20 protein-coding genes are annotated in these 24,048 nt (G+C 70.3%); 9 read left to right on the forward strand and 11 right to left on the reverse strand.

Annotation, left to right across the window (positions count from 1 at the left end; translation table 11 throughout):
• Window positions 1–284 precede the first annotated feature (284 nt).
• A complete protein-coding gene (locus tag ACT3S3_RS08280) occupies window positions 285–671 on the forward strand; it encodes a hypothetical protein (protein WP_441578901.1) in 387 nt (128 codons plus the stop codon).
• Between the two features lie 129 nt (window positions 672–800).
• Here ACT3S3_RS08280 and ACT3S3_RS08285 read toward each other — a convergent pair whose 3' ends face one another.
• Both ACT3S3_RS08285 and ACT3S3_RS08290 read right to left on the reverse strand, forming a co-directional pair.
• Entirely contained in the window at window positions 801–2,021 is a 1,221-nt protein-coding gene (locus ACT3S3_RS08285) for an MFS transporter (RefSeq protein WP_301444256.1), read from the reverse strand.
• 21 nt (window positions 2,022–2,042) lie between these two features.
• Window positions 2,043–2,762, reverse strand: coding sequence for an LppP/LprE family lipoprotein (locus ACT3S3_RS08290; RefSeq protein WP_301444257.1), 720 nt, complete (start codon window positions 2,760–2,762; stop codon window positions 2,043–2,045).
• A 152-nt stretch (window positions 2,763–2,914) separates the two neighbouring features.
• Here ACT3S3_RS08290 and ACT3S3_RS08295 point away from each other — a divergent pair, with 152 nt between their 5' ends.
• Entirely contained in the window at window positions 2,915–4,027 is a 1,113-nt protein-coding gene (locus ACT3S3_RS08295) for a DUF418 domain-containing protein (protein WP_301442814.1), read from the forward strand.
• Here the strand turns inward: ACT3S3_RS08295 and ACT3S3_RS08300 are convergent.
• Window positions 3,988–5,106, reverse strand: coding sequence for a glycerol dehydrogenase (locus ACT3S3_RS08300; protein ID WP_301442815.1), 1,119 nt, complete (start codon window positions 5,104–5,106; stop codon window positions 3,988–3,990). The genes ACT3S3_RS08295 and ACT3S3_RS08300 overlap by 40 nt on opposite strands.
• Window positions 5,107–5,204: 98 nt before the next feature.
• Here ACT3S3_RS08300 and ACT3S3_RS08305 point away from each other — a divergent pair, with 98 nt between their 5' ends.
• Window positions 5,205–6,944, forward strand: coding sequence for a dihydroxyacetone kinase family protein (locus ACT3S3_RS08305; RefSeq protein WP_441578902.1), 1,740 nt, complete (start codon window positions 5,205–5,207; stop codon window positions 6,942–6,944).
• A gap of 4 nt (window positions 6,945–6,948) precedes the next feature.
• Here the strand turns inward: ACT3S3_RS08305 and ACT3S3_RS08310 are convergent, their stop codons facing one another.
• Complete coding sequence (locus ACT3S3_RS08310; protein ID WP_301442817.1) at window positions 6,949–7,242, reverse strand: hypothetical protein; 294 nt, start codon at window positions 7,240–7,242, stop codon at window positions 6,949–6,951.
• Window positions 7,243–7,508: 266 nt separating this feature from the next.
• Between ACT3S3_RS08310 and ACT3S3_RS08315 the strand changes: the two genes are divergently transcribed.
• Window positions 7,509–7,916, forward strand: coding sequence for a hypothetical protein (locus ACT3S3_RS08315; RefSeq protein ID WP_301442818.1), 408 nt, complete (start codon window positions 7,509–7,511; stop codon window positions 7,914–7,916).
• Between the two features lie 10 nt (window positions 7,917–7,926).
• Window positions 7,927–8,436 (forward strand): GNAT family N-acetyltransferase, encoded by a 510-nt coding sequence (locus ACT3S3_RS08320; protein WP_301442819.1) that lies wholly within the window; start codon window positions 7,927–7,929, stop codon window positions 8,434–8,436.
• A 25-nt stretch (window positions 8,437–8,461) separates the two neighbouring features.
• Here ACT3S3_RS08320 and ACT3S3_RS08325 read toward each other — a convergent pair whose 3' ends face one another.
• Genes ACT3S3_RS08325 through ACT3S3_RS08335 form a run of 3 tightly spaced genes read right to left on the reverse strand, consistent with a single transcriptional unit; the run spans window position 8,462 to window position 14,166 of the window.
• On the reverse strand, window positions 8,462–10,168 hold the full coding sequence (locus tag ACT3S3_RS08325; RefSeq protein ID WP_301442820.1) for an ABC transporter ATP-binding protein: 1,707 nt from the start codon (window positions 10,166–10,168) through the stop codon (window positions 8,462–8,464).
• Window positions 10,168–12,738 carry an ABC transporter ATP-binding protein/permease gene (locus ACT3S3_RS08330; protein WP_301442821.1) on the reverse strand — a complete coding sequence of 857 codons (2,571 nt, stop codon included), beginning with the start codon at window positions 12,736–12,738 and terminating at the stop codon, window positions 10,168–10,170. The genes ACT3S3_RS08325 and ACT3S3_RS08330 overlap by 1 nt, the downstream gene beginning before the upstream one ends.
• Before the next feature lie 39 nt (window positions 12,739–12,777).
• Window positions 12,778–14,166, reverse strand: coding sequence for an MFS transporter (locus ACT3S3_RS08335; RefSeq protein ID WP_301442822.1), 1,389 nt, complete (start codon window positions 14,164–14,166; stop codon window positions 12,778–12,780).
• A 66-nt stretch (window positions 14,167–14,232) separates the two neighbouring features.
• Between ACT3S3_RS08335 and ACT3S3_RS08340 the strand changes: the two genes are divergently transcribed.
• A complete protein-coding gene (locus ACT3S3_RS08340; RefSeq protein WP_441578903.1) occupies window positions 14,233–15,183 on the forward strand; it encodes a phytoene/squalene synthase family protein in 951 nt (316 codons plus the stop codon).
• Entirely contained in the window at window positions 15,180–16,817 is a 1,638-nt protein-coding gene (crtI, locus tag ACT3S3_RS08345) for a phytoene desaturase family protein (protein ID WP_441578904.1), read from the forward strand. The genes ACT3S3_RS08340 and crtI overlap by 4 nt, the downstream gene beginning before the upstream one ends.
• On the opposite strand, the gene ACT3S3_RS08350 is transcribed toward crtI, so the two are convergent.
• Both ACT3S3_RS08350 and ACT3S3_RS08355 read right to left on the reverse strand, forming a co-directional pair.
• On the reverse strand, window positions 16,762–17,283 hold the full coding sequence (locus ACT3S3_RS08350; RefSeq protein WP_301442124.1) for a GNAT family N-acetyltransferase: 522 nt from the start codon (window positions 17,281–17,283) through the stop codon (window positions 16,762–16,764). The two genes, crtI and ACT3S3_RS08350, sit on opposite strands and share 56 nt — an antisense overlap.
• Entirely contained in the window at window positions 17,283–18,080 is a 798-nt protein-coding gene (locus ACT3S3_RS08355; protein ID WP_441578905.1) for a L,D-transpeptidase, read from the reverse strand. Before ACT3S3_RS08355 ends, ACT3S3_RS08350 begins: the two co-directional genes overlap by 1 nt.
• 272 nt (window positions 18,081–18,352) lie before the next feature.
• On the opposite strand from ACT3S3_RS08355, the gene ACT3S3_RS08360 reads away from it, so the two are divergent.
• Window positions 18,353–19,036 carry a response regulator transcription factor gene (locus ACT3S3_RS08360; RefSeq protein WP_441578913.1) on the forward strand — a complete coding sequence of 228 codons (684 nt, stop codon included), beginning with the start codon at window positions 18,353–18,355 and terminating at the stop codon, window positions 19,034–19,036.
• 5 nt (window positions 19,037–19,041) lie between these two features.
• The gene (locus tag ACT3S3_RS08365) at window positions 19,042–20,634 is read left to right on the forward strand and encodes a sensor histidine kinase (protein ID WP_441578906.1); all 1,593 of its coding nucleotides are present in this window, start codon (window positions 19,042–19,044) and stop codon (window positions 20,632–20,634) included.
• Between the two features lie 11 nt (window positions 20,635–20,645).
• On the opposite strand, the gene ACT3S3_RS08370 is transcribed toward ACT3S3_RS08365, so the two are convergent.
• On the reverse strand, window positions 20,646–21,476 hold the full coding sequence (locus ACT3S3_RS08370; RefSeq protein ID WP_301442128.1) for an esterase/lipase family protein: 831 nt from the start codon (window positions 21,474–21,476) through the stop codon (window positions 20,646–20,648).
• A 58-nt stretch (window positions 21,477–21,534) separates the two neighbouring features.
• Complete coding sequence (locus ACT3S3_RS08375) at window positions 21,535–24,045, reverse strand: FtsX-like permease family protein (RefSeq protein WP_444626675.1); 2,511 nt, start codon at window positions 24,043–24,045, stop codon at window positions 21,535–21,537.
• Window positions 24,046–24,048: the final 3 nt, after the last annotated feature.

The following is a 24,048-nucleotide window of genomic DNA, read 5'->3' on the forward strand; positions in this document are numbered from 1 at the left end:
CCCTTTAGCAACACGACCTAGTTGGGCGTTGGGGCGAACGGTCGCATCAGGAGGTCGGGCGGGGAGGTTGCCGGGACGCTGTGCGACGGAGGCCGGGTCCACTTCTTCCCCCGGCCCCGTGCAACTGGTGGTCCGCGGGGAACCACCACCAACAGCGAGGGGCACGGGGGTGACGGTGGGCAGGGGAGGGTAGTCGTCCTGGCGACATCCCCCGGTCATACTGTGGCTGAAGAGGCGGCTTCCCGCGTCCGAAGTACACAGGAACTCCAGGTACGCTCCGGTCCATGAATTTTTCCGTGAGAGGCGTTGTCGGAATCATCCTGTTTGTCGCGGTCAGCGGCTGGGTGATTGGGCTTCAATACGGTCTTACCGGAACACTTTCCGGAGCGGCAGTAGGACTCGTCCTGGGTGCGGTGTTCGCGTACATGGAGTCACCTCACAATGACTGGCGTCCACGTAACCCACTGTGGGTCATCGCCCCCCTGGTCGGCGGGATTTCCCTGGTGGCGGCAGTGTGGGGGTTACCACTGTCGCTGGGAGCCTTCGCTTTCCTGGCTGCTCTGTTCGCTTCTCCGCGTATGTGGGGGCGCTGGGTGTGGCTCACGCTAGCGAGTATCTGGATGGTGTTCATGGTGGGGTTTGTCGGCCTTGCACTATTGATAGCTTGGTGAACGAGAGGTGGAGCATTGGGCCTGGCTCTCGCCTCTTTCTCTTAACCCCGTGCAAATGTTGGTCTGGCGTGGGAAGACCAACAACTCAGCGGGGTACTGGGAGGGCGGACGCCTACCCGACGCGTGGGGTCACTCGCTCCGAGGCGTCTGCCGTCGGCGCAGTACCCCGGACAGGGCGATGACGGTGACCCCGGCAAGGGGGATCACCAGGAGACCCACGCGCAGGCCCGCGGCGTCCGCCACCACACCGACGAGCGGAGGCGAGGCCACGAAACCGAGCCTCATCAGCCAGGACACGACGGTGAGCCCGGTGCCGGGACGCAGTCCGGGCAGCTCGTCGGCGGTCTGCATCGCCGCCGGGATCAACGTGGCTACGCCGAAACCGGCGGCAGCGAAGCCCAGGATCGTGCCCGGGACCGTGGGGAACGCCAGTGCGAGTCCCATTCCCACCGCCGCCACCGCGCCGCCGAGACGCGCCACGGTGCGATGCCCTAGACGGTCGACCATGCCGTCGCCGAGGATGCGTCCCACGAACTGTGCGGCGACCAACGCCACGAATCCCGCCGCGGCGACCGAACCGGGCGCGCCGAGGGAGGTGATGTACAGCGACGCCCAGGACATGCCAGCGTCCTCGACGAGTGAACCGGCGATGGCGATGATGACCAGCGCGCCCAGCATCACGACAAGGTGGCCGGTCAGCGGACCACGGCGCGCAGCGTCCGGCCCCACGGACTCGTGGGTGGCGTCAGGGGAAGCAGTGTCCGGAGCAGCGTCCGGGCCGGATTCGGTAGCAGGAAGACAGAAGCGCAGCGCGACGACCGCCACCAGGGAGAAGACCACGGCGGACAGGCCGAGATGGATCTGACGGGGCAGGTCCACGGCGATGGCGGCCGCCGCCATCGCCCCGCCGAGTACCGCCCCGAGCGACCAGACCGCGTGGAACGAGTTGATGATCGTGCGGCCGTAGCGGCGCTGGACCTGCAGGCCGTGGTCGTTCTGGGCGACGTCGGTGATGGCGTCCATCGCCCCGCCGACGAGCAGCCCGGTCACGAACATCCAGAGCGTGGGGGACGCCCCGGCGCCGAGCACGCCCAGGGCGGTGCCGATCGTGCCGGCGACCGCGACGCGGGCGGACCCGAACCGTCGGATCAGCGGGGCCGCGGCCAGCCCGGCGAGGATCGCGCCGACGGGGAAGGCGATGACGGCGAGACCGTAGACGGCGTTGCTCATCCCCAGGTCGGCCTTGATCTCCGGGTACCGGGGGATGAGGTTGGCGAACACCGCGCCGTTGGTCAGGAAGAGCGCGGCGACGGCCCGGCGGGCGCGCCGGTCGGTGGGGGTGGGGGACATTGCGGCGAACTCTACAGCGACCTACCCCAGCGAGGACAGGTCCAGGGTTGCCGCGGTGTCGTTGAGCTCGGTGGGGATGGAGTTGTCGCTGACCTGCACCTCGGAGCCGTCCCAGTGGAACGTCGCGGAGGCGGACACCGTCTCGTTGGCGGCGGCAGGCTGGTCGCCCAGGAACTCGTAATTGACCTGCACGGTGCTGTCGTCGATGCGGTCCACCGACTCGATATACCTCGCCAGGATCGGTGCGGGCTCGGTCACCAGCTCACCGTCGGCGAACAGGGCGACGGTCTGGTTGCTGCTGCCGGCCGTACCGTTCGGGTTGTCCTGCGTTCCGTTGCCGCCATTGAGCACTACCCAGGACAGCGGCAGGCACGGGTCCATCTCGTCCTCGGAGACGGTGTAGTGGAAGAACACGTCTGAGTCGCCTGAGCCGTCAGAGTCCTCGCCGGCGAAACGCACCGGCAGCGGGTCGTCGCCGGTGAGAGGGTTGTCACCCGACTTGCCCGAGTCCTCCTCACAGTCCGGTGCGGCGGAGCTCGACGAGGTGGTCTCGGTCTCGGTCTCGGTCGGCGTCTCCGTCGGCGACCCGGTCACCGTCGACGTCGCGGTGTGCACCGCCGTCTCGGTCACGGTCGCCGGGTCGTCCTGCTGTGAGCAGCCCGCCAGGAGCACGGCCGCGGCCGCGGGGACGGCGACGGCGGCCACGAGGGAACGGGCACGGGTACGACCGCGTGAATCCATGGCCGCCAGGGTATCGCGGCCGTCATACCGCGGGCTGAGTCGCCCGCGCGGCCGTGCACCGATGATCAGACCCGGGGCCGATGTGGTCACCGCGGCGTCCGGCATAGTCTCCATAGGGTCAGCAATCATCACCCCTTCAGGAGAAACCCCCGGTGACCACCCCGAACGCACCCACCCGCTACGCCTTCCTGGACGTGCTGCGCGGCGTGGCGCTGTGCGGCATCCTCTTCGTCAACCTGCGTGACCTGCTCTACCGCTGGACGGAGCACGCCGACCTGCACCACCCCGTCCTGCGCTTCTACGACGTGGCGATCCAGGGACGGTTCGTGCCGATCTTCGCCTTCCTCTTCGGCGTCAGCGCCTGGCTGCTGTACAGCTCCTCGGCGCGGCGCACCACCGTACGTTCGGCACGCTGGCTGATGGTGCGGCGCTTCGTCACGCTGCTGCCCCTCGGGCTGCTGAACCTGTTCCTGCTGTACAGCGGCGACATCCTCACCATGTACGCGATCATCGCACTGGTGCTGGTGGTGCCGGCGATGTTCCTGCCCCGCGGCCCGGTGCTCGCCGCCGGGGTGGTCGGCACGCTGGTGGCCTACTGGATGTGGGGCAACAGTCCGCTGATCGCGGCCACGTTGATGGTCGCCGGTTTCGGTGCCGCCCAGTACGGGCTGCCGGGGTGGCTGGAGTCGACGCGACGCCGCGACCGGACGCTCGCCGCGGTCGTGTTCGTGCTCGCCGCCGCCGCGGGCGTCGCGCTCAGTGTCGTGCAGAAGGGCATGCTGGACGCCGCGACGCTGCCGGATCCGGACGTCCTCGACCGGGTGGCGGGTTTCGGTGGGTTGTTCACCGCCGTCGCCATCGTCACCGGGCTGTCGCTGGTCTGGCGCGCGCTCACTGCCCCTTCACTGCGTGCCGCGCTCACCGCCCCCTTCGCCGTGCTGGGACGCACCGCGCTGACGAACTACCTCGGTGCGTCCGCCCTGGCGCAGGTGCTGCTGCACGTGGCGCCGGACGTGGAGCTGACCAACCTGTGGCTGCTGCCGGTGGCCACCGTCGCGATCCTCGTGGTCCAGGTCCTGGCCAGCGCCCTGTGGCTGCGGTACTTCCGTTACGGCCCGGTGGAGTGGTTGTGGCGGTGCGCGACGAGGTGGGAGCCGGTCGCACTGCGCCGAAGTGCAGAACCAGCCACCGACCCGGCCCCGGAACCAATCCCTGCCACCGACGGTCAGGAGCGGGAGGTGCGCTCCTTAAGGTCGCGGGCGTAGAGGTCGGCGGCCCTGATCGCCTGGACGACGTCGGTGGGGGAGTACTCGCCGGGCATCTGCTTGAGCGTCTCGCCGTCGGAGCAGGCCAGCTCGGCGATGCGCAGCAGGTCGGCGTCGTCGGCGTCGCCGAGGTGGATCTCCTCCAGGGTGGTCGGCAGACCCACGGACTGCAGGAAACCGATGTAGCGGTCGGCGTCCGGCTCGGGGGCACCCTCCAGCATCAGCTGCACGCCGATGCCGAAGGCGACCTTCTCACCGTGGGTCATGTGGTGGATGTCGCCGTCCAACGCGGTGAAACCGTTGTGGATGGCGTGGACCGCGGCGAGGCCGCCGTTCTCGAACCCCAGCCCGGAGAGCAGGGTGTTGGCCTCGCAGATGTTCTCCAGCGCGCGGCTGACCACGTGCGCCTCGTTGTCGCGCAGCGCCTGGTGGGCGTAGTCGAAGAGGGTCTCCTCGCACTTCTCCGCCAGGGCCAGGCCGGCCAGGGTGGGCCGGGCGGTGTCGTCCATGCGCCGGGAGTTCGCCCGGTCCACCGCGCGGGCCTCGATGGAGGTGGCCAGGGCGTCGCCGATGCCGGAGCGCAGGGTGCGCACCGGGGCGTTGGCGATGACCCGGGTGTCGACGGCGATGAGGTCGGGGTTGCGGTCGTAGAAGAGGTAGGAGTCGAAGACACCGTCCTCGGTGTAGATCACCGACACCCGGGCGGTCGGGGCGTCGGCGGACACGGCGGTGGGGAACACCGCGACCGGCAGGGAGGCGTGGTCGGCGACCGCGCGGGCGGTGTCGATGGTCTTGCCGCCGCCAAGCCCGATGATCACGTCGTTGCCCCCGGAGCGGGCCTTGTCGGTGATCCGGTCGATCTCCTTGAGGGAGGCCTCGCCGCCGAAGATCTCGTGGGCGGCGTCCAGCCCGTCCCCGGAGAGGGACTCCTGCAGCTTCTCCCCGGCGATGCCCCAGACGACCTCGTCGGCGATGATCAGCGGGGAGGTGCCCAGGGGCCGCAGGTAGCCGGCGGCCCGGTCGATCAGGTCGATGCCCTGGACGTAGCGCGACGGGCTGGTGAACAGTTTGTCTGTCATGGGGACGTTCCTCCTGTGAGGGGTTCGGTTTTCGCCACCACCCTAGGCCCGCTTCCGGTCGCGTGTGGCGGCCGTGACCTTTGGCTACAGTGGCGTGCATGTCCGACTCTCACCCGCAGCAGGTTCCCCTCCGCTCCTTCCGCAACGACCCCGCGGACTTCCTCCCCGAGGCCCTCGGCGGTTTCATCGCCTCCCACCCGGACGCCGAGTGGCACGACAGCGGTTTCGTCGCCCGTTCGTCGGCGGTGGTCACCGACTCCGGCGAGCCGGCCGTGGCCGTGGTCTCCGGTGGCGGCTCCGGCCACGAGCCCATGCACGCCGGTTTCCTCGGCTCCGGCATGCTCGCCGCGGTGTGCCCGGGGCTGCTGTTCACCTCCCCGAACGCCGTGCAGATCGCCGAGGCCACCCGGTGGGCCGACCAGGGTGCGGGCGTGGTGCACGTGGTGAAGAACTACACCGGCGACGTCATGAACTTCACCGTCGCCCGCCAGGCGCTGGACGACGTCGACACCCGCGTCGTCCTCGTCGACGACGACGTCGCCACCGATCTCGCGTCCGGTGCGTCCGACTCGTCGGACGGCCCGGGACGCCGCGGCACCGGCGCGACGATCATCGTGGAGAAGGCCGTCGGTGCCGCCGCGCAGCGCGGCGACGACCTCGACCGTGTCGCCGACATCGGCCAGTGGGTGGCGGACAGCTCCCGCAGCATGGCCGTGGCGCTCGCACCCGGGCACCTGCCGACCAGCGGGCGTGACACCTTCGACCTGCCCGAGGGGAAGATGGAGGTCGGCGTCGGCATCCACGGCGAACGTGGCGTGGACCGCGTGGACGTGGAGACCGCTGACGAAGTCGTCGCCCGGCTGATCGACGGCATCGGCGGCTCGCTCTCGCTGGAGGACGGCTCCGAGGTCGTGTGCCTGGTCAACGGGCTGGGAGGGACCGCCCCGCTGGAGCTGAACCTGGTCTTCGGTGAGGTGCTGCGTCAGCTCGCCGACAAGGGCGTCGTGGTGCGCCGGGCCATGGTCGGCACCTACGTGACCTCGGTGAACATGGCCGGGGTGTCGCTCACGCTGACCTCGGTCGGTGACGCCACCGACCAGCTCGTGGAGCTGCTCGACGCCGCCACGGACGCGCCGGGCTGGCCGCGGGTGCTCGGCGGGCAGGACGCACCGGCGACCTACCGTCCCGCCGTGACCAGTTTCGACGACGACCTGCCGGAGTCCGGGGAGGAGAACCGCTGGCTCAGCGACTTCGTCGCCCGTGTACAGGGATCGGTCGACGACCTCACCGAGCTCGACCGGCTGGCCGGCGACGGCGACTTCGGACAGAACATGGACGCCGCCTTCGGCGGGATCGACCTGCCGCTCCTCGGCCCGGACGCCCGGGTGCTCGAGGCGCTGGGCCACCGCCTGCTCATCCGTGCCGGCGGCACGTCCGGCGCCGTGCTGGGCACCCTGTTCCGCGAGCTCGGCCAGGCGATGGAGGACGCCGACGACCCGGTCGCCGGACTGGCCGCCGGGCTGGACGCCGCCCACCGGGCCATCACCGACCTCGGCGGGGCACGGCAGGGCGACAACACGTTGATCGACGCGCTGGTCCCCGCCGCAGAGGCGGCGGCGTCGGCGGCGTCTGGGAAGGACGGTTCCTCCGACTTCGCCGCCGTGCTGGAGACGTGCCACACGGCAGCGGCCGAGGGCGCGGAGAGCACCCGGGAGATGGTCGCGAAGAAGGGCCGCGCCAGCTACGTCGGCGAAGCCTCCCAGGGGGTCGTGGACCCCGGGGCGATCCTGGTCTCCTGGATCTTCGGGGGCTCCGGGAACGTCAGCGACTACACCTGAGCGGTCAGGAACCGAGGGTCGGCAGGTTCGGGAGCTGCAGGCCCGAGGACCCCAGGTTCTGGTCACCGTTGCTGGAGCCGAAGCTGGACCCGAAGTCACTCGAACCGAAGTCCGTGGACCCCAGGTTCGCATCCCCGAAGGTGGAACCCAGGCCCGAGGACCCCAGGTCCACGGAGATGTCCCCGAACGAGGAACCCAACGGCGGGATGTTGATGACCGGCAGTCCGGCGGTGAACTCCACGTAGAGGTCGCGGATCGGGCCCGACACGATTTCCTGGATCTGGACGATGAACGACATGGGTTCCTCCGTGATGGTCAAGGGTCAAGGTGGTTGGGCAGGGCGTCTGAGCCGCTGCTTGCTCCGAAGATAGCCTGTTCTGGGGTCCGACTCAGGGGTGAATCCGCGAAAACCCACGGAAAGATGTCGTAGATCACCTTTCCGGGGGTAGGGGGCGCTGCGGTGCGGGCGCGACGGTGGCGGAGTAGAGTCGTCGTCGAAGAAGTTGTCAGATCAACTACATGGTTGACCTGCGCGCACACCAAGAAGAAGTAAGGACCTACCCCATGAGCCTCTCCACCACCATCCTGCGCGGCGTCAGCGGCGCGTACTTCCTGCAGTCCGGCATCGGCAAGCTCGGCATGCCCGCCGAAGCCGCCAGCGGTCTGCAGCAGTTCGCCGCCACCGGCGTCCCGCAGGTCTCCAGCCTCGAGCCGGGCGTCTTCGGCAAGGTCGTCTCCTGGTCCGAGATCGGCGTCGCGGCGTCCCTGCTGACCCCCGTGGTCTCCAACCGCGTGGCCGGTCTGGCCCTCGGCGCGATCAACGCCGGCTTCCTGTCGATCTACTTCCGCAACGACCAGATGACCCAGAAGGACGGCATCCGCCCGTCCGAGGCCGGCACCGGCCTGTCGAAGGACCTCTTCATCGCCGCCATCGCCGGCGCCCTGATCGCCGCGCCGAAGAAGACCAAGTAGTCTCGTCGGCGTGACTGAGCCCAACACCCGGATCAAGATCCGCCCGGCCGTCGAGTCGGACATCCCCACGATCACCGCCATCTACAACGACGCCGTGCGCACCACCGTCGCGGTGTGGAACGACGAGGTCGTCGACGAGGACAACCGCCTGGCCTGGTTGCGCAGCTACCAGCAGCCCGGCACCCGGGCCATCGTCGCCGAACAGGACGGCGAGGTGCTGGGCTACGCGACCTACGGGGAGTTCCGCCACTACGACGGATTCCGCCACACCGTGGAGAACTCCATCTACGTCGACGGCACGCGCCGTGCCGGAGGAGTGGGCACCGCCCTGCTGCAGGCGCTGGTGGCCGACGCCCGGGAGGCCGGCAAGCACGTGATGGTGGCCGCGATCGAGGGCGGCAACACCGCCTCGCTGAAACTGCACGCCAAGATCGGCTTCCAGGAGTGCGGCACCGTGCGTCAGGTCGGCACCAAGTTCGACCGGTGGCTCGACATGACGCTGATGCAGATCATCCTCTAGCCGCCTTTTCCTGGCCGCCTTTTTCTTAGCCCCGCACCCGCCAGGACGCCGAGGCGTCCCACTCGGCCACGAGCCGGGCGTACGCGCCGTCGGCGGCGGCGAGTTCGGACGGGGTCCCCTGCTCCACGATGCGCCCGTCGTCGAGGACCACCACCCGGTCGGCGACGGCGAGCGTCGCCGGGCGGTGGGTGACGACCACGGTGGTGTAGTCCGGACGTACCGTGCGGATCGACGAGACCACCGCGGCCTCGTTGTGCGCGTCCAGCGCCGAGGTCGCCTCGTCGACGAGCAGGACGTGGGAGGGTTTCGCCAGTGCGCGGGCGATGCCGACGCGCTGGCGTTCACCGCCGGAGAGCCGGTTGCCCAGCTCGCCGACGGGGGTGTCCCACCCGGTGGGGATCTCCTGCAGCACGCCGCGCAACCCGGCGGCGTCGGCCACCCGGTCCAGTGCGGCGTCGCCGAGGTCCGGGTTCACCGCCAGCAGGTTGTCCCTCACCGTGCCCGCACCCAGCGCGGTCTGCTGGAAGACGACGGAGGCGTTGCCGCGCAGGACGGAGGCGTCGGCATCCCGCCCGTCGAGGGTGACGGTGCCCGCGGCCGGCTCCACCAGCCCGGCGAGGGTGCGCAGCAGGGTGGTCTTGCCCGAGCCGGAGCGTCCGACGACCACGGTGACCGTGCCCGGGGTGAGCTCCAGAGACGCCCCGGACAACCCAGTGGTGCCGTCGGGGAAGCGGACGTCGACGTCCGCCACCCCGATGTGCGGCGCGACCGGGGCGGGGTGTGCCGGCACCACGTCCGGGGCGGTGACGACCTCGACGGCCTCGGTGAGGGTGCGGTCCAGGGAGCGCAGGCCGACTGCCAGCCGCGACACCCCGGTGACCTGCTCGACGACACGCAGCATCACGATCACGGTCACGGCGGCGGACACGGCACCCAACGTGCCGGCGTCGAAGGCCAGCCACACGGTGAGCCCGTAGCCGATGAGCACGGCCTGCAGCACCAGGCTGAACAGGATCTCGCCGGGGACCTGCCAGAACAGCAGGCGCAGGCTCCGGCCGCGCGCGTCGACCAGGGCGTCGTCCACCAGGCGGGCACCGGCGGAGACCTGCCGTGCGGTGCGTAGCGACGGCTGGGCACGGGCGTAGTCGGTGAGCCGGTCGTCGAGGTTCTCGTTCGCGGCGGTGAACTCCTCGTCGGCGCGGGTGACCATGCGGCTGGACGCCAGCAGCGCGAGCATCATCAGCACGCCCCCGGCCACGGTGACCAGGGCCGCCGGGACGGTGAAGAACGCCAGGCCCACGCCGAGGGCGAAGGTGAAGACCACCGCGGTGACCAGCGGGCCGACCAGCAGCACCGGCGCGGACGTGACCTCGTTCGCCCCGGTGGCCAGCAGGCTGCGCAGCCGGGCCGCCTTCGCGGTGGTGATCACCGGCGTCGGCCAGGACAGCACCGCGCCGGGGGCATGCCGTTGGATCGAGTGCATCAACGACAGGCCCACGGCCAGTCCCTTGTGGGCGGCGAGGATGTCGATCCCCCACGCGCCGGCGATGAGCGCGACCATGAGCAGCACCCACGGCCAGGCGTCGGCCGGGGCGCCGCCGAAGAGGTCGTCGAGCAGGGGGTAGAGCACGATCACCGCTCCGGCCTGGATGACCGAGGAGGCGACCGTGAACAGGATGAACAGGCGGAGGTCACGGCCGCCGCCGCTGATGGTGCGGATCTTGGTGAGCATCAGTGGGACTCCTCCCCGGTCATGTTGCCGGTCAGGCCGGCGTTCTCGTGGGCGTCCCACAGTCCGGCGTAGGCGCCGCCGTCGGCGATGAGCTGTTCGTGGCGTCCTGCCTCGACCACACGCCCGTGGTCCATGACCACGATCCGGTCGGCGTCGGCGACGGTGTGCAGCCGGTGGGCGATCATCAGCACCGTCTTCCCGGCGAGCAGGCGGTCGAGCGCGGTGAGGATGGCCCACTCGCTGTCCGGGTCGGCCGAGGCGGTGGCCTCGTCGAGCACGATGACGGGGGTGTCGGCGAGCAGGGCGCGGGCGATGCCGATGCGCTGGCGTTCGCCGCCGGAGAGCCGGTCGGAGTCGACCACGGTGTCGTAGCCGTCGGGCAGGGCGGTGACCGTGTCGTGGATGTTCGCCGCACGGGCGGCGGCGACGACCTGCTCGTCGGTGGCGTCCGGGGCGGTGAGGGCGATGTTGTCGCGGATGCTGGTGTGGATCAGCTGCACGTCCTGCAGCAGGATGGTGACCTTGGCGTAGAGCTCGTCCTGCGTCAGGTCGCGTATGTCGGTGCCGTCGATGCTGACCGAGCCGTCCAACGGGTCCCACAGGCGGGCGAGCAGCGCGCCGACCGTGGACTTTCCGGCGCCGGACGGCCCGACGACGGCGGTGACCGTGCCGGGGTCCAGCGCGAGGGAGAAGTCCGTGAGCACGTCGCGGTCAGGGGTGTAGCCGAACCGGACGCGGTCGAGGACCACGTGGCCGGCCGGTGCGCGGCGGTCGGCCGGGCCGGGCAGTTCCGGGGTGGTCAGCGCCAGGTCGAGGCCGGCGCGGCCGTCGAGGGAGACCAGCAGACCGCCGATGCCGCCGGTGATCGCCACGAGCTGGGCGCCGAAGGACGGGCCGAGCACCAGGAACGGGATGGCGTCGGCCACGCTGACCCAGCCGGGCAGCATCAGCAGCCAGGTGGCCACGACCAGCAGGCCGAGCACGGTGGTGGGACGGTTGATCATCACCGCCATGATCTTGGCCGCACCGGTGTCCTTCTGGAGTTTGTCGACGAAGGCGCCGACGCCGCGCAGGGTGCCGGGCAGGTCGACCACGCTGCTGTCCCCGAAGACCTGGGAGACCTCCCGCTGGGCGATGAAGCTCTGCGCCTGGCCGGTGACCGTGGAGATGTTGCGCTGGGCGATCACCACCCGGTCGCGCTCCTTGCGCTGGATGTTGACCATCACCGTGATGAACGCGGCGATCGGCAGCAGCAGCACCAGACCCAGCCGCCAGTCGACGGTGAAGAGGTAGACCAGTGCGGCCAGGGGTGTGACCACCGCGCCGACGAGGTCGGGTACGGCGTGGGTGACGATGTAGTGCATGCCGGCGACGTCGTCGGCCACGAGCTTGCGGACCTCCGAGGACTGCCGGTGGGTGAACCACCCCAGCGGCAGGCGGGCGAGCTTGTCCATGAGTCGTCGACGCAGCGCGGCGGAGTAGGTGGCGTCGTAGAAGTGCATGGCCAGCATCAGCAGCGTGGTGCCGACCGCGGAGACACCCATCACCACCAGGGCGGTGACCCCGGTGGAGAGCATCTGGTCGCGTCCGGCACCGTCGAGGAACTGGCGGCAGAGCTCGGCGAAGAGGATGAACGGAACGATGCCCAGCACCGACAGCAGGGCCTGGACCACCCCGGCGATGATCATCGGGGTGCGCGCCGGGGCGAGCACACCGGCGGACGGTGTGGGTTCAGACTGATCAGGCTGTTCAGCCTGCCCGCTCTCCTCCGTGTGTTCGGCCTCCGCGCGTTCGGCCTCCATCTCCTCCAGGACCCGCGACTTGCCCATCGCGCGTCCGGCGGCCCAGTAGCCCTGGGCGTGCAGCGTGGCCTTGTTCAGGTTGTGTTCGCGCTGCAGGACGGTCCGGGCGTGGCGGGTGGCGGTCACCTCGCCGGTGACCCAGGCGTACCAGCCGTCCCAGTCACCTCCGGCGCCGCCATTGTCAATTGCCTGCGCCAGCGCGCGGCCCTCGGGCAGTTCGTCGACCCACGCGGCGGTGATGTTCGGGCCCTGCGGCAGTGGCGCCTCGGCGTCGCTGGCATGGTGCTTCTCCAGGTAGACCACCACGGGTATGTCGGCGGGCACGGCGGCGGCGATCTGGGTGATCGCCGGGTAGGACGCCAGGTCGCCGAGCAGGAGGTACCCCTGCGGTGCGGGGTCGAGCAGTTCGAAGTCCTGCTCCCCGAACCGGGTGGCGACGAGGGTGTCGCCGGCGGTGCAGTTCTGCGCCCACCAGGACGCCGGGCCCATGGGGTGGTGGATCACGAAGTCCACGGCCAGGGTGCCGGCGACCGGGTCGGCGGCGGCGAAGGTGTAGCCGCGCTGGAACTGCTTCGACCCGCCGTCCGGGTCGGGGAACCAGGCGCGCATCCACGCGGCCGGTGCCTCGCCGTCCGGCGACAGGATCGTGTCGGACCGGAAGTGGACCCGCACCATGGTGCTGGTGCGCCATTCGGTGCCGGTCACGGTCAGGACGTGGTCCTTGGCGCCGAGCCCACGCAGCACGGCCCCCTGGAAACCTCTGCTCACGGTAAAGCCTCCTTCGGGTGAGATGAGGCTTACCGTACCTTACCGGGAGGGGGTACCGGCACCCCTCGCCTTGGTGAGCAGCAGCAGGCCGACGAGCAGCACCACACCGATGCCCAGGATGCCGAAGCGGTCCTCGCCGGTGATGCCGGTGAACAGGGAGAAGGCGGCCGGGGCCATCCAGCTCACGCTGCGTCCGGTGGTGGCGTACAGGCCGAACATCTGGCCTTCGCGTCCCGGCGGGCAGATCCGGGCCAGGTAGGAGCGCGACGCACTCTGCGCGGGGCCGACGAACAGGCACAGCAGCAGCCCGAAGATCCAGAACATCGCCGGGCCGTCCACGAAGAACAGCACGAAGGCGTCCAGCACCAGCAGGATCAGAGACACCATGATCACCGGTTTCGGCCCGACCTTGTCGTCGAGGTAACCACAGGCCAGGGCGCCGATCGCGGAGACCACGTTCGCACCGACTCCGAACAGCAGCACGTCGGCCGGACTGAGCCCGTAGACCGACACCGCGAGCACGGCGCCGAAGGTGAACACGCCGGCCAGCCCGTCGCGGAAGACCGCCGAGGCGATGAGGAACCACACGGCCGAGCGGTCGGTGCGCCACAGTTCGGCGATGTCGCGGAACAGACCGCGGTAGGACTCCGCCACCGAGGAGGTCTGCGCGGTGGGGTCGGGGGTGTTCTCCGGGACCTTGAACATCACCGGGATCGCCGAGGCCAGGAACCACACGGCGGCGATGACGGCGACGACGCGCACGTTCCAGCCGTCCTCGACCGGGACGTTGAACAGGCCACGGGTGTCGCCGTCGCCGGCGATGAAGCCGAGGTAGCAGAACAGCAGCAGGACGATGCCGCCGAAGTAGCCCATCGACCAGCCGAAGCCGGACACCCGGCCCACGTTGGCGCGGGTGGAGACCTGCGAGAGCATGGCGAAGTAGCTGACCTCGGCGAACTCGAAGGTCACGGAGGCCACGGACATGATCACGATGCCGGCCCAGAAGTAGCCGGGGGCGTCGTCGCCGATGCCGACCAGGCTGAACATCAGGCCCACGGTGACAAGCGTCCACACGGTCACGGAGCGGCGCCGGGTGCCGCGGGCGTCGGCGCGGCGTCCCATCACCGGGGCGACCAGGGCGATCGTGACCCCGCCGACGGCCATCGCCCAGCCGTACCAGGTCGCCGGGCTGGTGCCGTCGCCGAACCCGCCCTCGATGGAGCCGCCGACGGAGTCGGTGAGGTAGACGGAGAAGATGAAGGTCACGAGCACGGCGTTGAAGGCCGCCGACCCCCAGTCCCAGAACGCCCAGGCGAGGGTGGGGCCGCGGTAGATCCCGGTGAGCGCGGCGGTGTCGGTCGCGGTGTCGGTCGCGGTGTCGTGCGCGGTGTCGGGGCCGTGGCCGTCGTCGGGTGTCGTGGTCGCCATGCCAACAGACTATTGCCCAGGTGAACATACCGGGGACGCGGGTGTGGCGGGGTACTCTGTCTGTCGATGAATACACGCAGTCGCAGCACCGCCGCCGGGGCGTACGGGGCCCTGGCCGAGCACGTCTCGGCCACCGTGATCGGACGCTACTCCACGTCCTTCTCGCTGGCCACGCGGTTGCTGCCGGCCGGGGTGCGCGACGACATCCGCAACCTCTACGCCGTGGTGCGCATCGCCGACGAGATCGTGGACGGGGCCGCCGGCGTCGCCGGGGCTGCCGGGGGTACAGAAGGCACAGAGCGCACAGACGTGCGCGGCGTGCTCGACGACTACGAGGACCGCGTGCTCGCCGCGCCGGGCCGGGGGTTCCACACCGACCTGGTGCTGCACGCCTGGGCGTGCACCGCACGGCGCTGCGGGATCGACCCCGAGCACATGCGGGCCTTCTTCTCCTCGATGCGCAGCGACCTGGAGCAGGTGGTGCACGACCGTGACAGCCTGGCCCGCTACATCCACGGTTCCGCCGAGGTCATCGGCCTGATGTGCCTCGACATCTTCCTCGCCCACGCCGGGCCGGTGAGCGGGCGGCAGCGCGCCTGGCTGGAGGACGGTGCCGCCGCGCTCGGCGCGTCCTTCCAGAAGGTCAACTTCCTGCGTGACCTCGCCGACGACCGGGACGTCCTCGGGCGGCTGTACCTGCCGGAACTGCAGGACGGCCCGCTGACCGTCGCGGTGCGCGACCGCATCCTCGACGAGGTGGACGCCGGGATCGCCGAGGGGCGTCTCCGCATCCCCGCCCTGCCGTCGGGCTGCCGCGCCGGGGTGGCGTCCGCCGCCGCGCTCTACGCGGAGCTGTCCGCACGCCTGCGTCGTTCCACCCCGGAGCAGATCGTGGGTACCCGCGTGCGCGTGCCCGCCCCGGTGAAGGCCTCGCTCACCGCCCGCGCTCTCGCCGGGTCCGTCGCCGGGTCCGTCGCCGGCTCGGTCGCCGGCTCGGTGACGGGGGCACGTCGGTGAGCGCGCAACGCGCCGTCGTCGTCGGCGCCGGGGTCGCAGGTCTGGCCACCGCCGGGCTGCTGGCACGTCAGGGCTACCAGGTCACCGTGCTGGAACGCGGAGACACCGTCGGCGGGCGCGCCGGCTCGCTCAGCGTCGACGAGGCGCCGGGGTTCCGGTGGGACACCGGCCCGAGCTGGTACCTCATGCCGGAGGCCTTCGACCGGTTCTTCCACCTGATGGGCACCTCCACCGACGAGCAGCTCGACCTCACCGACCTCACCCCCGGCTACCGCCTGCTTCCGGAGGGCCTGGACCCGGTCGACGTACCGGTGGGGGAGGACGCCGTGGCAGCGCTCTTCGAGTCACTGGAGCCCGGTGCCGGTGAGACGGTGCGCGACTACCTGCACGAGGCGGGGGACACCTACCGCATCGCCGTGGAGCGTTTCCTCTACACCGACTTCTCCTCCCCGGCCCCGTTCCTCGCACCGGGTGTGCTGCGCCGGGCGGGGCGTCTGGCACGGTTGCTGACCGGCACGCTGGAGTCGCTGGTGGACGGACGTTTCGCCGACCGCAGGCTGCGCCAGATCCTGTCGTACCCGGCGGTGTTCCTGTCCTCACGTCCGTCACAGACCCCGGCGCTGTACCAGTTGATGAGCTACACCGACCTGGTGCAGGGTGTGAGGTACCCGGTCGGCGGGTTCACCAGCGTGGTCGGGGCGCTGCACCGGCTGGCCGTGGAACACGGCGCGCAGGTCCGCACAGGCGTGGACGTGACGGCGATCGTCACCGACACCGACCGGGCGAACCCGCTGCGTACGGTGCCCGGGCTCGGACGCCTCGGCGCGGCGGTGTCCTCGGCGCGGGCGCGTGGTGTCACGGTCGCCGGCGGGGAGTTCATCCCCGCCGACGTGGTCGTCAGCGCCGCCGACCTGCACCACACCGAGAACGTCCTGCTGCCGCCGGGGTTGCGCACCTACCCGGAGCCGCGGTGGCGGCGGGCGGACCCGGGGGTCGGTGCGGTGGTGGTGATGCTCGGGGTGCGCGGGGCGCTGCCGGAGCTGGCGCACCACACGCTGATCTTCAGCGAGGACTGGACGCCGGACTTCGCCGCCGTCTTCGACGGGGCTGGTACCGGCAAACCCGACTTCTCGCGCTCGGTGTACGTCTCACGTCCCTCGGCGACGGACCCGGACGTGGCGCCGGAGGGCCACGAGAACCTGTTCATCCTGGTCCCGGTGGCCTGCGACCCGACGATGGACGCCGCCACCGTGGAGGCGGTCGCCGATGCGACGGTGCGTCTCGTCGCCGAGCGCGCCGGCGTCCCGGACCTCGCCGAGCGGGTGGTGGTGCGCCGGACGTTGGGGCCGGCGGACTTCGCCACGCGCTACAACTCCTGGCGCGGCTGGGCGTTGGGTCTGGCGCACACGCTGGCGCAGTCGGCGTTCATGCGCGGCACGAACCGGTCACGGGCGGTGGGGAACCTGTACTACGCCGGCTCCACCACGACACCCGGGGTGGGGGTTCCGATGTGCCTGATCAGCGCGGAGAACGCCGTGCGGCGTCTCACGCGGGACTCGAAGGCGAAACCCCGCCCAACTAGAAGCGGTGCAGCATCACGTGGCACCGGCCGCTGGGGTCGAGACCACCGTTGACCTCGCTGTCCACGTAGCCGAGCTTGGCGTACACGTGGCGCGCGCGGTCGTTGCCGAGGTCCACGGCCAGGGAGACGCCGGGGTAGCCGGCCTGACGCGCGACGCGCAGCAGCTCGGCCATCAGTGCGGTACCGCGACCGTGACCGGAGTACTCCGGGCGCACCGCGATGGCGACCTCGGGGAACTCGTCGGCCACGTAGCCGGCACCCGGGTCGTCGGCGGTGAAGGTGCGCAACCACGCGCCGCCCACCGGCGTCCCCGCGTCTGGACCGGTGTCCGTCTCGAGAATCACCCCGCCCTGTTCCGGGGTCCAGCCGTCGACGTAGGCCTCGATCTCAGCCTCGATGCCGTCGCTGACGGGCTGGCTCTCGTCACCCCACTGGTCGGTGAGGATGTAGAGGGCCCGCAGGAACTCCCGGTCGGCCTCGACGGCCGGACGGTAGCGCAGAGCAGTGGTGTCGTTCATCAGTAGATGAAGACCTCGTCGCCCGGGTTCAGGGCGTCGAAGTAGGTGATCGCGTCCTGGGTGTTCAGACGCACGCAGCCGGCGGACAGGGCGTCCAGCGTGCCCTGGTGGAAGGCGTGGCCGTTGTTGGTGAAGTACACGGCGTAGGGCATCGGCGCGTTGTTGAACTCACGGCTGATCTCGTCCTTCACCTTGTACTGCACGGTGAAGTTGCCGCGCGGGGTGTCCTGCCCGGCCTTGCCGGGGGACATGCTGACCGGCCCGTAGGACGTGTCGCCGTCCCGCTGCAGCCAGGTGCGCTTGCCGTCGATGTCCACGCACACGCGGGCGGACGCCGGGCAGGGCGTGTTGTCGGTGCTGGCGGCACGCTGCTCGGCGGCGGCGCGGGCCTCGCGCTCGGCGGCGGCGGCAGCGGCGGCGCGGTCCGCGGCGTCCTGCTCGTCCTGACGGTCCTGGACCGCACCCGGGGCGACGAGGTCGGCCAGGTCACGCACGCCCTGCTCGTAGGCGTCGCGGAACTGCTCGGGGACCTTGCCGGCCTGCAGCAGGGCGGCGTCGTGCGCGTCGAGGACGCCGTCGCGGACCATGTCGTTGATCTCGTCCGGCCCGGGCAGCTCGATGTCACCGACCGACGGCAGGTTGGCGGCGCTCGGCGCGGCGACGGCGGGGGCGATGCCCGCGCCGCCGATGCCGATCGCGGCGACGGTGGCGACGCCCAGGGCGGCCACGCGACGACGGAAGGTCCGGGCGGTGCCCGTGGGGCGGGTGTGGTGTGCTGGCTCTCTCCGAATGTTCACGGGCGCTATCCTATCCCCTGGCAACGTAGGTGGGCCACTTTTGCCTGGGTGTGTGTTGGGGCGCGTGCCCGTCCGCGTTCACCGAACGGTTACGGGAGTCGCTAGGGAAGTCACAGGTATTCTGGATGTGCCGAGCATGAAAAATCCGGGAAGCCGGTCCAGACTAGGGAGATATGAACGTGCCTGTGTCGAACAATTCCAGCAACACCAGCGGTGGCGCCCACAGTGCCCACAGCGCTCACGGTGCCCACAGCGCCCACAGTGCCCAGCCGGTGAAGGTCCTCGTCGTCGACGACGAGGCGAACATCGCCGACCTGATCAAGGCGAGGCTGGAGTTCCAGGACTTCGAGGTCCGCACCGCCGCCGACGGGGCCACCGCCCGCGAGATCGCCAAGACCTTCCGTCCGGACGCCTTCATCCTCGACGTCATGATGCCGGGGATGGACGGCTTCACCCTGCTCAACAAGTTGCGCGAGGACGGCCACGAGGCCCCCGTGCTCTTCCTCACCGCCAAGGACGGGGTGGACGACCGCATCCACGGACTGACCATCGGTGCCGACGACTACGTCACCAAGCCCTTCGCCCTGGAGGAGGTCATCACCCGCCTGCGGGTCATCCTGCGCCGGGTGCAGCCCGCCGAGGAGGACGACCCCTCGCTGATCAGCTACGCCGACATCACCCTCAACGACGACATGCACGAGGTCACCAAGGCGGGCAAGGTGGTCGACCTGTCGCCCACCGAGTTCAAGCTGCTGCGCTACCTGCTGGTGAACTCCGAGGTCGTGGTGCCGAAGTCGCGGATCCTCGACGCGGTGTGGGAGTACGACTTCGGCGGCGACGGCAACGTGGTGGAGTCCTACGTCTCCTACCTGCGCCGCAAGATCGACACGAAGGACCCCCGCCTGATCCACACCGTGCGCGGTGTGGGCTACGTGCTGCGGCTGCCGCGTAGCTGATGGCGGTGACGGACAGGATCGCCGGGCGTGCCCGGCGTGCGGGACGCACCTACCCCGGTGTCTTTCTGTCCCACTACCCCCTGAGGTTCTCCCTGGTCCTGGTGATCACGGTGCTCACCGCCCTGGGGCTGGCGGTGTCCGGCACGGTGGTGACCGGGATGATGCAGCGCTTCCTCACCGAGCGCGTCGACGAACAGCTGCAGGACAGCGCCGCGTGGGCGGCGAGCATCACCGAGTCGCCGTGCCAGGAGACCTACCAGTCCCACGACCAGCTGGTGATGCAGCGCCCCCCGTCGAAGATGTACTGGGGGCTGCCGGGTGACGCCTGTCAGACCACCGGCCCGAACAGCGTCAATGACTCACTGCCGGACGTCTCGTCGATCACCGAGTCGACGCGTCCGGTGACGGTGCCGGCGGCGGACAACTCCGCCTCCCAGGCGCCGTGGCGCGCCGCGGCGGTGACGAACGAGGACGGCGGGGTGACCGTCTTCGCCCTGCCGATGGACGGCGAGTCGAAGATCATGGACGGGATGACGACGATGCTGATCGTCATCAGCCTGCTGATCCTGGCATCCGTGACCGCCGCCAGCCTCTTCCTGGTCAGACGCGCCCTGCAGCCGCTCTACCAGGTGGAGCAGACCGCCGGACGCATCGCGCGCGGCCACCTCGACCAGCGTGTGCCCAACTGGTCGCCGAAGACCGAGGTCGGCCGGCTGTCGGTGGCGCTCAACCGGATGCTCGCGCAGATCCAGGGGGCGTTCATCGCGGTGAACGACTCCGAACGCCAGGCCCGTGAGGCCGAGTCGTCGATGCGCCGGTTCATCGGGGACGCCTCCCACGAGCTGCGTACCCCGCTGACCAGCGTGCGCGGCTACGCCGACCTCTACCGCTCGGGTGCGACGAACGACCCGGACATGGTCATCGACCGTATCTCCGCGGAGGCCGGTCGGATGAGCCTGCTGGTCGAGGACCTGCTGACGCTGGTGCGTATGGACGAGGGACGTCCCATGCGTGAGGACCCGGTGGACATGCTGGAGATCTGCCTGTTGGCCGCGGAGAACGCGCGCGTGGGATTCCCGGGACGCACCGTGAGCGTGCGCAACGAGGCACGCTCGGTGCCGGTGACGCTGGGCGACAGCGCCCGGCTGCACCAGGTCGTGGGCAACCTGGTGACCAACGCGATGCGCCACGCCGGGGACGACGCCTCGGTCGTGATGCGGCTGAGCCGTCCGGACGACGACCACCTGTCCGTGGAGGTCATCGACGACGGTGAGGGCATCGCCGCCGAGGACGTCCCGCACCTGTTCGAGCGTTTCTACCGTGCCGACGTGTCGCGTTCCCGCCAGTCCGGCGGATCGGGCCTGGGCCTGTCGATCGTGAAGCGTTTGATCGAGCGGCACAACGGCACGATCACCGTGGAGAGCGAGCTGGGCGAGGGGACGACGTTCCGTATCCTGCTGCCGGTGTGGCGCGACGACGGCGACGACGGTGAGGACGACGACGACCTTGAGGACCTTGAGGACGCCGAAGACATCTCGGAGGAAGAACCGGACCAGGAGCCGGGCGGGGCTTCGGGCCGCGACACCTGGGGCGGCTGACACCGGTCGGCCTAAGCGCCGGGAGCCCCGGGTGGAGCGTCCAGTGCCTCGACGACGAGCGTGCCGACGATGCGGTGGTGGGGGATCACCGCGTGACTGACCCGGGCGTCCGGGAACCGGTCCTGCACGGTGACGAACCGCAGCGGGCCGCGGTGGGCGTCCAACCCGGTCAGCGGGTCGTGTGAGCCCAGCGCGAGGGCCCGGTCGCGCGGGACGATCCGGTCGCCACGGGTGATGACCTGGGTGACCGGCACCGTGGAGCCCACGGTGTGCGCCAGCACCTCGCGCAGCACCGGGGAGCCGGCGAGCTGGTCGGCCAACGCCGGGGAGAACGCCCGGTCCAGGCGGTGCAGGACGCGGTGCTCGGGCGGGCGGAACCACGGGCGCGCCACCCCGCGGAAGTCCGCCGCCAACCCCACGACGTGACGCACCGCGTCGGCGTCGAGCCTGCCGGAGGAGGCCAGCGCCAGCAGCCCGCCCTGGGAGTGCCCGACGAGGTCGACGGGACCGTGGGTCTCGACGATATGGGACACCTGTGCGGTGACCTCCTCGAGGGAGTCGTGTAGACCGCCGGTCCCGCGGTGACCGTAGGACACCGACAGCACCGGGCGTCCCGACTCCCGGAGGGCCGGGACGATGCGCTCGAAGTTCCCCCGGCTGCCGGCGGTGCCGTGCACGAGGACGACAGGACGCAGGGCGGTACTGCCGGTGCCGCCGGTGCCGGCGGTGCCGGCAGTGACGTCCGCGCCGGCCGGAGCGTCCGGAGTGTCCTTCCAGGGGTCGACCGCCTGCGGCAGGCGGTCGAGCAGGCGGCACAGCAGCGGGGGACGTGGTGCGGGCATCCCCCTACTCTGCCACCGGGACGGACGACATGGCGGACGGGGCGTGCGCCCCCGTCAGCTACCGCCGCCGGACCGGGGAGCGGTCCCGGGATGTGACCGCGCCGATGATCGAGCCGGTGATCCAGGCCAGCAGCGGTCCGACCACCGCAGTCAGGCCAAGGGCCAGCCACTGGGAGGAGGTCAGGAAACCGGTGTAGAACTCGGAGTGGCCCAGCACCTCGCGCACCGACTGACTGACCCGGGGGAGGACACCGACGACGACTCCGAACACGGTGCCGGGCAGGGCGATGAACAGGGCCTGTGTGGCGGAGAACCTGCGCAGCAGTCCCGGGCCGGCGCCGATCGCCGTGATGGTCGACATGTCACGCCGTGACTCCGTCGCCGCCAGCATCACCACCAGCAGCACCGTGCCCAGGGTGAGCAACCAGCTCAAGGCGACGGGAATGGTGACCCACATCGCCTGTTCTCCGTCTACTGCAGGCGTGTCAACGGTGACGTTGGGGAAGTTCGTCGGCCAGACTCCCATGGTCGTGCCGGCGGCCGCGAGGAGGGACGGCCGGGAATCGAGGAGGAAGACCTCGCCCTGGTACCGCTGTTCGAGGCTCAATGACTCGGCGGTGTCCGGGCTCAGCGCCACCTGGTCGGCTCCGGTGCCACCCGTGAGACCGGGGATGACGACAGCCGGAATCCGCAGCGTGTCATCCGGGGGTCCAGGGTCCTCGTCGGAGTAGCCGGGTGTGTAGCCGTAGTACGGGTCGTACTCGCGCAGGTCGAGGGGGAGCTCATCTCCCTCGAGAAGCTCCGGGTTCGAGACCACGGCCTTACCCTCGGCGAGGGCGTCGACCGCGGCGCTGACGTCATGGTCCTCGACGCCGGAGAAGGTGGAGTACAGGTTCCCGTCGGTGGCCCGGATGTCCGCCCAGTCGTAGAGCGGGTAGAAGCCGCCCGATTTTCTCCTGTCGTCGAAGCTCAGACTCACGCTGAAGGTGCGGCCGTCGACGGTACGGGACCCGATGTCCGCGAGCGGGTGGTGGGACAGCGCGCCCAGGCGTTCCCCGGCCTGGTCGATCTCGGTGGTGTAGAGCGACTCGTTTCCGCCCTGGTACGTCGACATCACCGCCACGTTGTCGCGGTAGTGCGTCTGGACCTGCGTGTTGTAGGACAACGTGAGCGCGGTGGCGGCGAGGAACGTCGTGCCCGCGATGGCGGCGATGGCCGGCACCGTCCGGTGGTTGTTGCGCAGACTGTCGCGCACCGCCAGCCGACCTGCGGTGGGCAGGATGTTCCCGAGCCGGGACAGCAACCACACGCTCAAACCACTGCTGAGCACGACACCGATGCCCGCGACTGCGATACCGAGCGGGACGAGGTTGTCGGAGGCTGCGATCAGGAACACTCCAGGGATCAGGAACAGCGGGCCGATGAGCATCCGCAGCCGGAAGCCTGACATGCGCTGGCTCCCACCGTCGGCCAGGGCCTGCACGGGGTCCTCCTTCCCCGCGCGGATGGCGGGAACCAGTGCCGACGTCACCCCGCAGACCAGGGCGACGACCGCGGTGAGCGCGGCAGCGACCCAGGACCAGTAGAACCCTCCCGTGCCGTAGAGGGATATCAGTGCGGCGCCGACTCCCACGGACATGGCGAGGCCCAGGACCGTGCCGATCAGCCCGACGATGATGCCCTGGGCCAGCATCGTCAGCCGTAGGTCGCGGGGAGAGGCACCGGTGGCGCTCAACAGGCCCATCGCGCGGCGTTGACGTCGCGCGGAGACGGCGAACACGGGGGTGACCACCGCAGAGACCAGCAGGATCCCGAGAGCGAGGAATCCGAGGAACGTCGCTGCCGTGGCGCCGTCGAGGTAACTCGATCCGTGGCTCGCCTGGTTGTCGACGCTCGGCAGGGAGGGGAGCTCCGCGGCGGAGGACATGACCGCGTCCTCGATCTCGTCGGCGCGCTCAGAGTCGTGCGGCATGTACCAGGTCACGTTCATCGCGGACCGGTTGACCGGGACGTCGTCGGCGTTGACGACGGACCCCTGGTGGTCGGCACCGAGGACGACCGTCAGCTCGGCGCCGTCCACGGTGACGGTGTCACCGTCCTCGGCGTCCAGCAGGAAGGCGGCCTGATTGTTGAGGTGTACGGTGCCGGAATCGACCTCGGGGCCGGTGCCGTCCGCAGAGGGGAGCACGGTGACGGCCGTGAGGTCGACCGTCCTGTCCCCCTTGCTGAACTCGGAGTCCTGGAAGATTCCGGCGGACAGTGAGTCCGTGAGGTCGCCGATGGCGCCGCGGAGCTCCCCGCCCTGGGCGTCCACGGTCTCCATGGTCGTGTCCTGCGCCTCCTCCCTCTCGAACTGCAGTGAACTGGCGCTGCTGATCGGGGAGTTCTGGTAATCACGGTCGTAGCCGAGCGCCATCGAGGCGAACCCGACGATCAGGGACACCGGAAGGGCGAACAGCAGGACGGCGACGACGGTGCGCACCTTGTGGGAGGCGAGGTCGCGCCGGGCGAGGCGGAAGGCCACGCCGGCCCGGGCGGTGGGGGAGGATCTGGTGGTGGAGTTGTTCATGGC

Origin of the sequence: Corynebacterium sp. AOP40-4SA-5 (assembly GCF_052377355.1) — a bacterium.
Lineage (GTDB): Bacteria > Actinomycetota > Actinomycetes > Mycobacteriales > Mycobacteriaceae > Corynebacterium.